The 12,752-nt window shown below is 61.3% G+C and carries 11 protein-coding genes, 1 tRNA gene, 2 rRNA genes and 1 pseudogene; 13 read left to right on the top strand and 2 right to left on the bottom strand.

Annotated elements, in window-relative coordinates; genetic code table 11:
* From U1A24_RS09355 to U1A24_RS09340, 4 genes are all read left to right on the top strand, one after another.
* Nucleotides 1–234 (top strand): 23S ribosomal RNA (locus U1A24_RS09355); the annotation flags it as partial.
* Nucleotides 235–481: 247 nt separating this feature from the next.
* A 5S ribosomal RNA gene (rrf, locus tag U1A24_RS09350) occupies nucleotides 482–596 on the top strand.
* A gap of 90 nt (nucleotides 597–686) precedes the next feature.
* Nucleotides 687–763, top strand: a tRNA-Met gene (locus U1A24_RS09345).
* 250 nt (nucleotides 764–1,013) lie between these two features.
* Nucleotides 1,014–1,355 carry a hypothetical protein gene (locus U1A24_RS09340; RefSeq protein WP_322321711.1) on the top strand — a complete coding sequence of 114 codons (342 nt, stop codon included), beginning with the start codon at nucleotides 1,014–1,016 and terminating at the stop codon, nucleotides 1,353–1,355.
* Nucleotides 1,356–1,433: 78 nt separating this feature from the next.
* Here U1A24_RS09340 and U1A24_RS09335 read toward each other — a convergent pair.
* Both U1A24_RS09335 and U1A24_RS09330 read right to left on the bottom strand, forming a co-directional pair.
* A protein-coding gene (locus U1A24_RS09335; protein WP_322321710.1) for an IS5 family transposase occupies nucleotides 1,434–2,203 on the bottom strand; the annotation gives its coding sequence in 2 pieces (ribosomal slippage) (nucleotides 1,434–1,867 and nucleotides 1,867–2,203; 771 coding nt in all).
* A 97-nt stretch (nucleotides 2,204–2,300) separates the two neighbouring features.
* Nucleotides 2,301–3,293, bottom strand: coding sequence for a sugar-binding transcriptional regulator (locus U1A24_RS09330; RefSeq protein ID WP_322321709.1), 993 nt, complete (start codon nucleotides 3,291–3,293; stop codon nucleotides 2,301–2,303).
* A 140-nt stretch (nucleotides 3,294–3,433) separates the two neighbouring features.
* Between U1A24_RS09330 and U1A24_RS09325 the strand changes: the two genes are divergently transcribed.
* The 9 genes and pseudogenes from U1A24_RS09325 to U1A24_RS21700 form a co-directional block, all read left to right on the top strand.
* Nucleotides 3,434–4,375 (top strand): sugar ABC transporter substrate-binding protein, encoded by a 942-nt coding sequence (locus U1A24_RS09325; RefSeq protein ID WP_322321708.1) that lies wholly within the window; start codon nucleotides 3,434–3,436, stop codon nucleotides 4,373–4,375.
* Between the two features lie 69 nt (nucleotides 4,376–4,444).
* Complete coding sequence (locus tag U1A24_RS09320; RefSeq protein ID WP_322321707.1) at nucleotides 4,445–5,950, top strand: sugar ABC transporter ATP-binding protein; 1,506 nt, start codon at nucleotides 4,445–4,447, stop codon at nucleotides 5,948–5,950.
* Nucleotides 5,947–6,942, top strand: coding sequence for an ABC transporter permease (locus U1A24_RS09315; protein WP_322321706.1), 996 nt, complete (start codon nucleotides 5,947–5,949; stop codon nucleotides 6,940–6,942). The genes U1A24_RS09320 and U1A24_RS09315 overlap by 4 nt, the downstream gene beginning before the upstream one ends.
* An 87-nt stretch (nucleotides 6,943–7,029) precedes the next feature.
* Nucleotides 7,030–8,007, top strand: a complete 978-nt coding sequence (locus U1A24_RS09310) for a thiamine pyrophosphate-dependent dehydrogenase E1 component subunit alpha (RefSeq protein ID WP_322321705.1) — start codon at nucleotides 7,030–7,032, stop codon at nucleotides 8,005–8,007.
* Between the two features lie 10 nt (nucleotides 8,008–8,017).
* Nucleotides 8,018–9,013, top strand: coding sequence for an alpha-ketoacid dehydrogenase subunit beta (locus tag U1A24_RS09305; protein WP_322321704.1), 996 nt, complete (start codon nucleotides 8,018–8,020; stop codon nucleotides 9,011–9,013).
* Nucleotides 9,013–10,551, top strand: a complete 1,539-nt coding sequence (locus U1A24_RS09300; protein WP_322321703.1) for an alpha/beta fold hydrolase — start codon at nucleotides 9,013–9,015, stop codon at nucleotides 10,549–10,551. Before U1A24_RS09305 ends, U1A24_RS09300 begins: the two co-directional genes overlap by 1 nt.
* Nucleotides 10,544–10,879 (top strand): carboxymuconolactone decarboxylase family protein, encoded by a 336-nt coding sequence (locus tag U1A24_RS09295; RefSeq protein ID WP_322321702.1) that lies wholly within the window; start codon nucleotides 10,544–10,546, stop codon nucleotides 10,877–10,879. Before U1A24_RS09300 ends, U1A24_RS09295 begins: the two co-directional genes overlap by 8 nt.
* Before the next feature lie 27 nt (nucleotides 10,880–10,906).
* On the top strand, nucleotides 10,907–12,397 hold the full coding sequence (locus U1A24_RS09290) for an FGGY-family carbohydrate kinase (RefSeq protein ID WP_322321701.1): 1,491 nt from the start codon (nucleotides 10,907–10,909) through the stop codon (nucleotides 12,395–12,397).
* A pseudogene (locus U1A24_RS21700) lies at nucleotides 12,394–12,621 on the top strand (SDR family NAD(P)-dependent oxidoreductase); the annotation flags it as partial. The gene U1A24_RS09290 and the pseudogene U1A24_RS21700, both read left to right, overlap by 4 nt.
* Nucleotides 12,622–12,752 lie beyond the last annotated feature (131 nt).

Genomic DNA, 12,752 nt, shown 5'->3' with positions numbered 1-12,752 from the left:
AGTACGAGAGGACCGGGGTGAACGAACCACTGGTGGACCAGTTATCGTGCCAACGGTAGTGCTGGGTAGCTATGTTCGGACAGGATAACCGCTGAAGGCATCTAAGCGGGAAGCCCCCTTCAAAACAAGGTCTCCCTTGAGAGCCGTGGAAGACCACCACGTCGATAGGCCAGAGGTGTAAGAGCAGTAATGCTTTCAGCTGACTGGTACTAATTGCTCGATAGGCTTGATTTGATCCAGTAACAGCAAGGTTTGAATAAAACCGGCTTCTGGGTCGTAATGTCAAAGAAAATGACATGTCAAAAGCGCACATACGCTGTCGAAAGACAGCCTAAACTTGGAACAATCTGATGATCGGAAACCCTGCACGGCAGGATTAAGATCACATACTGATGTTTGCTATGCGAAAAGGCACATCGTGGTTCTGGATCAATTCCAGAACTGCGCTCCCGCCTTCAAGCACAGCTTGTTTCTTCTTTGGTTTGGTGGACATAGCACGAGCAAAACACCCGATCCCATCCCGAACTCGGCCGTTAAGTGCCGTCGCGCCAATGGTACTGCGTCTTAAGACGTGGGAGAGTAGGTCACCGCCAAACCTAACAAGAAACAACCTCTCAGTACGATAGCAAAACCTCAGCGCGAACCAAGCTGAGACCAGTTCCCACTCCAACCACGGGAACAACCGTCGCGGGGTGGAGCAGCCCGGTAGCTCGTCAGGCTCATAACCTGAAGGTCACAGGTTCAAATCCTGTCCCCGCAACCAAATTATCCAACAATTACAATACCATTCAGCCTCCTCCGGGAGGCTATTCGCATTTGTGCAAACCCCGTGGAAGCACTGTGGAAGCAGCAGAACGCAAGTCAGAACTGTGGCAGGCGCGATACACACAAGAAAAACCGATTTGGCCATGCTACGGTCTAAAGGCCAATGACAGATAAACTAACCGCGTCCGATGAACCTAACCTTTTGGAGTGTAGATTTGCACCGACTTGCACAGATTGCGGCTATATTGTTGGCACTTCCTGCCAATGCTCAGGAAGTCGAAGAAAACTACACAGCAGAGAAAATGCTAAAGCTATGTGAGGGTTCCGTCGCCGACCGTGACCCTGAAATGCAGAGCATGGTTTGCACGTTTCGGCTGCAAGGTATCATCTCGATAATGGTCGAGAACTGCCTTTCGATCAGCGAAGGTTTCTCCCCGGTGCCTGCTCTCACCTCTGACCGACCGCCTTCGCGAGGTGCCGCTCGTCAAGCCTTCAAAAATTACATGGCAGAAAACCCGGATAAGTGGGGCCTACCTTGGCACCAAGTTGTGGCGCTGTCTCTCTCGGAAACCTTCCCTTGCGCGCAATAGCCCAAGCAACCGCATAAGGCGCTGAACATGCTCCGGAAGCAACAGGGGCGAAGTCTAGGGTCAGGACTCGTTCTTGCGTCATAGCCAGAACATGACGGTTGCGGCGAGTGCGACGGCGGAGAGGAAGACCTTCGGACACCTGTCATAGCGCGTGGCGACCCTGCGCCAATCCTTCAGACGCCCGAACATGATCTCGATTCTGTTGCGGCGTCTGTAGCGTCGCTTGTCGTGCTTGACGGGTTTGCCGCGAGACTTCCGGCCCGGGATGCAGGGCTTTATCCCTTTGTCTTTCAACGCATCTCTGAACCAGTCAGCGTCGTATCCGCGGTCGGCCAGCAGCCAATCCGCCTTTGGCAGACTGCCCAGGAGGGCCGCGGCACCCGTGTAGTCGCTGACCTGGCCAGCAGTCATAAAGAACCGGATCGGGCGACCATCTGCGTCGGTAACGGCGTGCAGCTTCGTGTTCATGCCGCCTTTGGTTCGGCCGATCAGGCGGCCCCGTTGATCGTCAGGCCCCCCTTTTTCGACCGCAGGCTGGTCGCCGTGCGGTGCGCCTTCAAATAGGTCGCATCAATCATCACCGTCTTCGGAACGGCGGCCGCGGAAGCCAGCCCTTCCATCATCCGGGCGAAGACGCCCTTGTCGCCCCATCGCTTCCATCGGTTGTAGAGGGTCTTCGGCGGGCCATACTCCCGCGGCGCATCGCACCACCGCAAGCCATTGCGATTGATGAAGATAATCCCGCTCAGAGCGCGCCTATCATCGACACGAGGCCTGCCATGGCTCTTGGGAAAGAAGGGCTCGAGCCGCGCCATCTGCGCGTCGGTCAGCCAGAAAAGGTTGCTCATCATTCAGTCTCCTTGCGGTGCCTGAATCACGTCGCAAACGCAAGATCAATGGGTCCTGACCCTAGACTTGAGAGTACCTACGTTTGCTGGGAAGTATTTACTTCATTTGGGATAATGCGATTGCAGTGTCACCGTCGATGATCAGCCCGCGCGCCACGCCGCTGGCAAGAAAGCCTTTGGCGGCCTCTAATTTCGACCGTCCGGCCACTAGGGCGACGGTGCAGGTTTGTCGCAGATCCTCAAAGCCAAGGGCAATCGTGCGTTGGTTCAGCGGATGGTCAACCGCCTTGCCTTGGCGGTCGAAAAACAGCCCATTGGTGTCACCCACCGCCCCCAACTGCTGCAATTCATCCAGATCTCTGGCCGAGATCATGCCTTGCGAGCGTAGCAAAGAGCCTTCGCGCAACTCGCCAATCGAGATATAGGCCACGGTGGTCGCATTCGCCAGCGCCAGCGCCTGCTGCACCGATTGCTGGGATAGCAGAATATTGCGCACCGCAGGCGTGTCGGCAATGAACGGCACTGGCAGAAAGAAGCCTTCCGCCCCGGTGGCGCGCGCGAAGGCGTGGACCACTTCAAACGGGTTATAGGCAAGGTTGGATTGCAGCGACCCCATCAGGCTAATGAATTTGGCCTGCGGCGCGTAAACCCCCGCTAGTTGCAGCGTCATCTGTTCCAGCGTGCGCCCCCAGCCGGTGCCGATGACGGCTTGCGGCGTTTCCGACAGATGGCGGCGCAAATGTGCGGCGGCGGCGGCCCCCACGGCGCGAAATGCGAAGGGGGCTAGGATGGCGTCGCTGTCAGTGCCAGACACATCATGGCCAAGCGCGGGCGTGCAGATGCAGAAGTCTAGCCCGTAGCGCTGCCGAATCGCCTCCTCGACCGGCAGCAGGCCGACATTGGCAGGATTGATTGTGATGCTGACCAAACCGCTGTCACGCGCATCGGAAAGCAGCTTGTTCACACGGGCGCGGGTGATGCCCAGACGCTTGGCGGTCGCCTCTTGGTTCAGCCCGCCGATGTAATAAAGCCATGCGGCGCGAGCCATAAGAATCTGATCTTCCTGAGTTTCTCCGGCCAGTGGTCGCATCTGTTCTGCTCCTTGTTTAGCAGTCATTATTACAAATGTCATATAACTTGACAAATGTATTGAGTCGTCGCATCAATCATGCGTCGGGAGAGGCCGACACGGGGTATCGCCAGTTAACTGGCTTAGGGAGGAAATAGCAGATGAAAAACCGGTTTGCCGGAATGGTTACGGCTTGCTCGATGCTGGCGCTGATGTCGGGGGCTGCTCAGGCGCTTGAACTGGCGTGGGTTCATGCGAATGCGGCAGCACAATCAGAGCAGCGGGTAAAGGCGGGCTTTGATGCTTGGCTTGCCGAGACGGGCAAGACAGATTGGAACGTCAGCCTGCTGGACAGCGGCGGTTCGGGCGAGGCCACGGCCTCGAACATCCAGGACGCGGCCAGCCGTGGCGTTGATGCCATTGTGATCACCATGGCCGATCTGCGCGCCAGCCGTGCGGCACTGGATGCCGCCAAGGCCGCCAACATCCCGGTGTTTGCGGTGGATTCGGGTTATACCGAGGGCGTTCTGGTCGATATCACCACCAACAACTGGGCGATGTCTTCGGATGTCTCGGTCTATTTGCTGGATCAGCTGGGCGGCAAAGGCAACATCGTGTTCCTGCGCATGGCCGAACACCACGGCACCCGCAAGCGTGGTGATGTGATGGCAACCGTGCTGAAGGAATATCCCGATGTGAAGGTGCTGGCAGAGCACAACATCGACTATACCGCGTTCTTTGAAGACACCAACAAGACCATGGAAGATTACGTCGCCCGTTTTGGCACCGAAATCAACGCGGTCTGGGCGCCTTGGGATGAACCCGCGCAGGCGGCGGTCAACGTGCTGAACGCCAACGGTTTGAAAGATGTCAAAGTCATCGGCATCGACGGCCACCCTCAAGCGATTGCCGAGGTTTGCAAGCCGGACAGCCAGATGATTGCCACCGTCAGCCAACCGTTCGAGAAAATGGGCGCGCAGGTGGGGGATTGGATCCAAGCGATCATCGTCGATAAGCAAAACGCTGATGACGTTCTGCCCGCCAAGACCGTTTACATGGATGCCCCGCTGGTCACCAAGAAGAACTGTAAAGACTTCATGTGATCCACTGCCCTGGGGCGGGCCTTGGCCTGCCCCAATACCAAGCTTTTTCAAAAAGGGGAGGGATGGCGCATGGAAATCGTGCTTTCCGACATCACCATGCAATTCCCCGGCACCCGTGCGCTGGACGGGGTAAGCGCGAGTTTCCGCACCGATGAAGTGCATGGCCTGATCGGCGAAAATGGCGCTGGCAAATCAACGTTGGTCAACGTGCTGGGCGGCAGTCTGCTGCCGTCGTCGGGCACGGTGCAGATTGACGGGCGGCCTGTGCGGTTGTCGTCGCCGCATGACGCGCTGTTGCAGGGGATTGCCCATGTCAGCCAAGAGGGCAGTCTGGTGCAGGGTCTGAGTGGGGCCGAGAATATTCTGCTGGGGGCCGAGCCGCGCCGGATGGGCGTTGTGATCCGATCTGCGGCGTTGAATGCGCAGGCGCAGGCGCTTTTGACGCGCTGGTTCCCGCAGGTGCAGATTGATCTGCGCAAGCCGGTGGGCGAATTGCCGATGGCTGACCGCAAAGTGATCGAGATCGTGCGGGCTTTGCGCGGCGCGGCGCGGCTGGTCATTCTGGACGAGCCGACCGCCACCCTGCCTGCACGCGAGAAAGAACAGTTGTGGGGGATCATCCGCAGCCTGCCCACGCAGGGGGTTGGCGTGGTGCTGATCAGCCACTTCCTGTTAGAAATCAAAGCCTTGTCAGATCGCATCACCGTGCTGCGTGACGGTAAGCACATCCGCACCGCCCCGGCGTCAGAGTTGTCTGATCACGATCTGGTCGATCTGATGTTGCGGCGCACCGGCGGGGCCAATCTGCGCGGAGGTGCAGCGGTGGTGGGCCGGGGGGATCCTGTGCTTGACCTGACAGACTGGCAGGTTGGCAGCGTCCGGGTGCCGGGTTTCCGTCTGCATGCGGGCGAAATTGTCGGGCTGATCGGGCTGACCGGCGCGGGCCACACCGGCTTTGCGCGCTCGTTGCACAACCCGGCAGGCGCGCGCTGTGGCGGTCTTGCGGTGGCGGGCAACCCCTTGCAACCGGGTTCGGTTGCGCAAATGCAGGCGGCGGGCATCGCTTTGGTTCCCGATCACCGGATGGAATACGCGCTGATCGGCGAATGGACGCTGCGCGAGAACCTCGCGATGGTGCATCCGCAGCACGGGGCCATTGGCGCAGGCGTGCTGTCGATCCGCCGTGAAGAGGTCGAAGCCCGTCGGGTGATGTCGCTGCTGAACGTCAAGGCGCATGGATCGGGGCAGTTGTTGAAAACCCTGTCGGGCGGCAACAAGCAGAAAATCTCGATTGGCAAATGGCTGTATGGTGCCGAGGGCCGCTACCGCGTGATGATCTTTATCGAGCCGACCGAGGGCGTCGATATTGGCGCGAAAGCCGAGATCTACGCCGAAATGCGCCGTCTGGCGGCATCTGGTGTGGGCATCATCATCGCCTCGTCCGATCTTTTGGAAATCGAATCCGTGGCGCACCGCGTCATCCCCTTCACCAATCAGCGATCTGGGCCGGAAATTCCGCAAAGCGCGTTTTCCGAAACCACCTTCATCGCCGCCATTTCAGGAACCGCAGCATGAGCGATCTGACACATTCGGCCAGCGCCGACCGCCGCGATACGATCTTGGGCTTTATCCCGAAAGAGTATGTGCAGCGCTACAGCACGCTTGTCGTGCTGGTGCTGATGTTTCTGGTGTTCACCCTGAGAGTGGACAAATTTCTGACGCCGCAGAACCTTTTGAACATTGCGCAGCAGATTTCCATGCTGACCATCGTGGGCGCGGGACTGACCTTTGGCTTTGCGGCGAAAGAGATGGATTTGTCGGTGGGTTTCACCGTGGGGCTTGCGGGCGTATTGGTGCCGCTGATGCTGGTGGCCGGATGGTCGCTGCCCGTGGCGCTGATCGCGGGCCTTGTTGCCGGGTTTTTGGTAGGGGCGCTGAACGCCGGGCTGGTGACGCTGGTGGGTATCCCGTCGCTGATCGCCACTTTGGCTACCGGGTCGATCCTGTTCGGCGTCAACTTCCTTTTGACCGGGGGCCGCGCGATTTATGGCGGCTTGCCTGACAGCTTTCTGTGGCTGGGGCAGGGGCGCATCTTGGGCGTGCCGGTGCTGGCTTACTTCATGCTCGGCGCTGTGGCTGTGGCGTGGTTCGTCATGGAGCGCACGATCTTTGGCCGCTATATCTATGCCGTTGGCGGCAACCAAAAGGCGGCAGAGCTGTCTGGCGTCAAGGTGCGTCGCTACAAAGCCGCCGCGCTGATCGTCTGCGCAATGTTCGCGGTGGTGGCGGGCACGCTGCTCTCGGCACGGCTGGGCTCGGGCCAACCCAATGCGGGCGAACGCTATCTGCTCGACGGCCTTGCCACGGTTTTCATCGGCATGACCATGCTGCGCCCCGGCACGGCTACGGTCTTGGGCACTTTCTTCGGCGCGTTGTTCATCGGGGTCATCAACAATGGCCTGAACCTGATGGGCATGGACACCTACATTCAGTCGATCGTGAAGGGTGTGATCATCCTTGTCGCGGTGGCTGTGGTGTCGCGCAGCACCAAATTGAACCTTCTGTAAAGATCGGAGACTGAGATGAACCAGCCACAGGCTGTTCACCGGGCTGACGCGGGCTCTAACACGGACCTGCCCCAGCTTTACCGCATGATGCGTCGCATCCGGACCTTCGAGGAACGCGTCGGCGAGTTGTTCGTGCGTGGTCAATCGGCGGGGTCGATGTTGCACCTGTCGATTGGCGAGGAAAGTGCGGCGGCAGGCGTCTGCGCCGCGATGCGCGATGGCGACAAGTTCACCACCCATCACCGCGGCCACGGCATCTTTCTGGCGCGCGGCGCTGATCCTGCCCGGATGATGGCCGAGATTGGCGGCAAAGAGGCGGGCTATTGCCACGGCAAGGGCGGCTCGATGCACATCGCCGATATGGGGTTGGGGCATCTCGGGGCCAACGCGATTGTTGGCGGCGGTATTCCTGCTGTCGTTGGCGCTGGGCTTGCGGCCCGTCATCACAAGACCGGAGCGATAAGCGCTGCGTTCTTTGGCGATGGTGCGACCGGGCAGGGCATTTTGTACGAAAGCATGAACATGGCGGCGCTGTGGTCGCTGCCCTGCCTGTTCGTCTGCATCAACAACCAATACGGCATGGGCACGCGGATTGATCAGGCCACCGCCAACCCCCGTCTGCACGAACGCGCGCAAGCGTTTGGCTTGGCGGCGGAAACCGTCGATGGCTTGGATGTCGAAGCCGTGGCCGAAGCAGGTCGCCGTCTGGTTGACGGCGTGCGCGATGGCAAGCCCGCGTTTCTGGTGATCGACTGCTATCGTTTCTACGGTCACGCCCGCAAAGACAAATCGCCCTACCGCGATCCGGTCGAGGAAGAAACCGGTCGTGCGAAAGACCCGGTGGCCTTCGCTCGTGCCGCGTTGATTGAGCGCAAAGTGCTTGAGGAAAGCGCTTTGGATGCACTGGATGCCGAAGTCGCTGCAGAAATGGACGCGACGATTGACTTCACCGTGGCGCAGCACGAACCGCCGCTGTCTTCGATGTTCCGCGATGTCTATGCCCCCGGCGAGCCAGAGCCGGAACCGGTTCGCACCCGGATCGACCGAATTTTGGCGCGCGGCTAAGGGGAAAACCATGGCACTTCAAGAAATGACCTACCGCGACGCTTTGCGCAAAGCCTTGGCGGATTCGATGACCGAAAACCCCGACGTGATCATTCTGGGTGAGGAGGTGGGCCGCTACGGCGGCGCCTATGCCGTGACCAAAGATCTGATCAAGGAATTTGGCCCTGAACGGGTGATCGACACGCCGATTTCCGAACCTGCGATTGTCGGCGCTGCGGTGGGGGCTGCGATGGCGGGCCTGCGTCCGGTGGCAGAGTTGATGTATGTTGATTTCATCGGCATGACGATGGACCAGCTGGCCAACCAAGCCGCCAAGATCCGTTATATGTTCGGCGGCCAGATCGGCGTGCCGATGGTTTTGCGCACCCAAGGCGGCACGGGCCGCTCGGCAGGCGCGCAGCACAGCCAAAGCCTTGAGGCGTATGTGATGCACACCCCCGGGCTGCGTCTGGCGATGCCTGCCACCGTGGCCGACGCCTATCATCTGCTGCGCCAAGCCCTCACCAAGCCTGACCCGGTGGTGTTCATCGAGCATAAGGCGCTGTATACGCTGAAAGAAATGGTTGATCTGGATGCGCCTGTTCCAGAATGGGGCAAAGCCGCTATCCGTCGTCAGGGCAGCGATCTGGTGATAGTCACCTATTCGCGTCAAGTGCACTATGTGATGGAAGCCGCGAAGAAACTCGCCGCCCAAGGCATCGAGGCTACGGTGATCGACCTGCGCACGTTGAGCCCGCTCGATTTTGACACCATCCGCACACAGGTTGAAAAGACGGGCCGCGCCATGGTGGTTTCCGAAGGCGTGATGACGGCGGGGGTTGCCGCCGAACTCGCGGCGCGGATTTCTGAGGAATGCTTTGATTTCCTCGAAGACCCGGTGATCCGGGTGGCGGGCGAGGATATTCCGATTTCGGTTTCCACTGCGCTGGAAACCGGATCAGTTCCCGGCCCTCAACTGATCTTTGAGAGCGCAATGAAACTTTTGTCCTCGCGGGAGGCGGTGTGATGCAGCTTGTGCTGACCATGCCGCGTCTGGGCGAGACGATGGACGAGGGCACCATTCTGGGCTGGCTGGTGCCCACAGGCACCGCGTTCAAACGCGGCGATGCCATTCTGGAGTTGGAAACCGATAAAACGGTGGTTGAGTATCCTGCTTTGGGCGACGGCGTGCTGGACGAGGTGATGGTCGGTCCCGGCGACCGCATCGCTGTCGGCGCACCGATTGCACAGGTGACGGTCGGCAACGCGGCGGATTGGGCGGATGCAAACGCGCCTGCTGAAGCACCCGCGACAGAGACGGCGCAACCCTTTGCCATCCTGACCATGCCGCGTCTGGGTGAGACGATGGAAGAAGGCATCATCGGGCAATGGCTGGTTGCTGAAGGGGCGGCTTACGCGCGCGGCGATGCCATTCTGGAGATTGAAACCGACAAGACCGCCGCCGAAGTGCCTGCCCTGTCTGCGGGCCGCCTGCTGCGCATTCTCGCACAACCCGGCGCGCGGATTGCGGTGGGTCAGCCGATTGCCGAGGTCGACGGCGAGGTTGAAGCGGTGGCGGTTGTCGCTACACCTGCGCCTGCGCCGGAACCGAAAGCTGCGCAGGTTGTGGCAAAGCCCGCGCCCTCGCTGGGCGACGGCCGTCTGCGCGCCACGCCGTTGGCGCGTCGGGTGGCGCGGCAAAAGGGGATTTCCCTGCAAAGCCTGACCGGAACCGGGCGCCGTGGTCGCATCGAGCGCGCCGACGTCGATCGCGCCGGGGCTTCTATTGTAGGCGCGGGCTGGCTGGACACGCCTGCGGGCCGCATCGCCTATGAGGTTGAAGGCACAGCAGGACGAACGTATCTTTTGATCCATGGCTTTGCTGGGGACCGCACCGCTTGGGCCGCGACCGCTTCGGCGCTGCGGCGCGCGGGGCATCGCACGGCGATTTTCGACATGCCGGGGCATGGCGATTCTGCGGCAGAGGCTGCCGATCTGGCCGCCTTGACCGACGCAGCGGCGACGCTGGCGGCACATCTACCGGGACCATTGGTTCTGGTCGGCCATTCGCTGGGCGCGGCGGTTGCAGTGGCGCTGGCCGCTCGGCTGGGCGCAAAGATTGCGGGGCTTGTCCTGCTGACACCCGCGGGCGTTGGGCCGCAGATTGGCGCGGAATTTGTGCATGGTATGGCGGGCGCGACCACATTGGGCGAGGTCGGGCATCTGTTGCGCCTGCTTGGCCCCAAAGGCGGTGCTTTGTCCGATGCGGTTCTGGCGCAGATGGCGGGCCAAATGGCGCGCGGTCGACTGAAGGCACTGGCCGGGGCGTTGGCCTCAAACGAGGGCCGCCAGCGGATTGATCTGATCCGCGCCCTGCAGGCTTTGCCTGAAGCCCTGCCGATCCGCGCAGTGTTCGGCACCGAGGACCGAATCGTGGCGCCCACCGATGCGCTGAACCTGCCCGCCCGCGTGGCGGTGCATTTCCTGCCCACTGGTCACATGCCACAATGGGACGCGCCGCGCGACGTGGTGGATCTGATCCTGAAAGGAGCCAGCAATGACTGACGCAAAAGCGGACCTTGCCGCCGCCAAAACCCGGCTGGGCGGGCTGGCCAAGGCTGCACCAAGTCTGATGCAATCCTTCGCGGGCATCAGCAAGGTTGCCACCACGCCGGGGCAATTTTCGGCGGCACAAAAAGAACTGATCGCGGTTGCCATTGCCGTGGCCAAAGGCTGCGAGGATTGCATCCTCTATCATCTGGACGCCGCCCGCCGCCATGGTGCAGATGAGGCCGCATTGATTGAGGCGCTGGAAGTCGCGGTGGAAATGGGCGGTGGCCCCGCAGTGATGTATGGGGCCAAGGCGCTTGACGCGTGGCGCAACCTCGCCTGACTTGGGCTTTGTATCGGGGAGGATACCATGGCTTATTACCTGACCGCCGACGGAGGCACTGAAAGCCTGCGGGCGCGGATTTATGATCTGAACGGCGCTTGCCTTGGGCAAAAAGCCGTGCCGTATGAAACCCGCTTTGCCCCCGGCACGCGGGCCGAACAAAACCCCGAGGATTGGTGGCAGGCGCTGGTCACCGCCACCGCCGGGGCCATCGCCGCAGCCGAAATTGACGCGGGTCAGATCGAGGCGATGTGTTTTGCCACCACCTGCTGCACCGTGGTCGCGCTTGACGCGCAGGGCCGCGCGCTGCGGCCCGCGCTGATGTGGATGGATGTGCGCGCCCATGCAGAAGCCGATGCCGTGCTGGCGACGGGCGATGCAGCATTGGCGATCAACGGTGCGGGGCAGGGGCCGGTTTCAGCAGAATGGATGATCCCGAAAGCGCTTTGGCTGAAACGCCATGAACCCGCCACTTTCGATGCCGCCCATACGATCTGTGAATATCAGGATTTTCTGACGCTGCGGTTGACCGGCGAGCGTTGCGCCTCGTTGGACAACGCGGGTCTGCGCTGGCATTATTCCAGCCGCAATGGCGGTTGGGCGCATGGCATTCTCGCCAAACTGGGGCTAGAGGCTTTGGCCGAAAAATGGCCCGCCCGCGTGGTGCCTCCGGGCGAAGTCGTGGGCACCCTGACCCCTCATGCGGCCCACGCTTTGGGGCTGAACCAAAGCGTCAAGGTGGTGCAGGGCGGCGCGGATGCGCTGATCGGCATGATCGGCTTGGGCGTCGCACAACCGGGGCAATTGGCACTGATCACTGGCTCGTCGCATCTGCTGTTTGGCGTGACTGAGGCACCGCTGCACGCCCCCGGCGTCTGGGGTGCTTATCCTGATATCGTCTATCCGGACCGCTGGATTGTCGAAGGTGGGCAGACCTCGACCGGGTCGATCATCAACTGGCTGCGACGGATGACCGGCGGCACGCTGGATCTGACCGAGATGAACCGCTTGGCCGAGGCGCTGGAGCCGGGCTGTGAGGGGCTGATCGTGCAGGATCACTTCCAAGGCAACCGCACGCCTTACACCGATCCGCTGAGCCGGGGCGCGATTGTCGGGCTGACCTTGGCGCATGAGCCGCAGCACGTTTTCCGCGCCATCATGGAGGGCATCGGTTTTGGCACCCGCGCTATTCTGGATGCGTTCCGGGCTGGGGGCTATGCGTCCACCGAGATCACGGTGGGCGGTGGCGCCACAGCGTCGCGGCTGTGGATGCAAATTCACGCAGATACCGCTGGATTGCCGGTGCGGATTCCGGCCTCTGCCGATGCGCCCTCGACGGGTTCTGCGGTGTTGGCGGCCCATGGTGCGGGGCGCTTTGCCAGCATTGACGAAGGCATTTCCGCGTTGGTCCGCCCCGGCACCAGCATCGACCCCCGCCCGCGCGAGGCCGCGATGTATGACGAGATTTACCACAAATACAAAGCGCTCTATCCGGCGCTGAAAGGGGCGCTGGCATGATCCGCGAATTTGATCTGACCGGGCGTCTGGCGGTGGTGACGGGCGGGGCGGCGGGCATTGGCCGCGCGATTTCCGCCGTGCTGGCCGAAGCGGGCGCGCGGGTGGTGGTGGCGGATCGCAACGCCGAGGCCGCACAGGCTTTGGCAGCAGAATTGGGCGGCATCGCCTTGGCGCTGGATGTGACCGACCCCGAAGGCTGCGAGATTGCCGCCGTTGAACTTATGGCCCAACACGGCCCTGCGGCGATCCTTGTCAACAATGCGGGCATCGTGATGAACGCGCCCTCGCGGGGTCCTCGCGATCATCCCGGCACGCACCAGGAACGGCTCGCACACCTCCTCGACGGTGGCGGCTT

It is taken from the genome of Cypionkella sp. (genome assembly GCF_034376685.1).
Lineage (GTDB): Bacteria > Pseudomonadota > Alphaproteobacteria > Rhodobacterales > Rhodobacteraceae > Cypionkella.
Note: the sequence above shows the minus strand (reverse complement) of the source record. Positions and strands in the feature narration are given on the sequence as shown.

Coding starts and splice junctions, on each gene's coding strand:
- U1A24_RS09330 (WP_322321709.1), bottom strand. CDS start 3,293: ATGCGACCACTGGCCGGAGAAACTCAGGAAGATCAGATTCTTATGGCT.
- U1A24_RS09325 (WP_322321708.1), top strand. CDS start 3,434: ATGAAAAACCGGTTTGCCGGAATGGTTACGGCTTGCTCGATGCTGGCG.
- U1A24_RS09320 (WP_322321707.1), top strand. CDS start 4,445: ATGGAAATCGTGCTTTCCGACATCACCATGCAATTCCCCGGCACCCGT.
- U1A24_RS09315 (WP_322321706.1), top strand. CDS start 5,947: ATGAGCGATCTGACACATTCGGCCAGCGCCGACCGCCGCGATACGATC.
- U1A24_RS09310 (WP_322321705.1), top strand. CDS start 7,030: ATGCGTCGCATCCGGACCTTCGAGGAACGCGTCGGCGAGTTGTTCGTG.
- U1A24_RS09305 (WP_322321704.1), top strand. CDS start 8,018: ATGGCACTTCAAGAAATGACCTACCGCGACGCTTTGCGCAAAGCCTTG.
- U1A24_RS09300 (WP_322321703.1), top strand. CDS start 9,013: ATGCAGCTTGTGCTGACCATGCCGCGTCTGGGCGAGACGATGGACGAG.
- U1A24_RS09295 (WP_322321702.1), top strand. CDS start 10,544: ATGACTGACGCAAAAGCGGACCTTGCCGCCGCCAAAACCCGGCTGGGC.
- U1A24_RS09290 (WP_322321701.1), top strand. CDS start 10,907: ATGGCTTATTACCTGACCGCCGACGGAGGCACTGAAAGCCTGCGGGCG.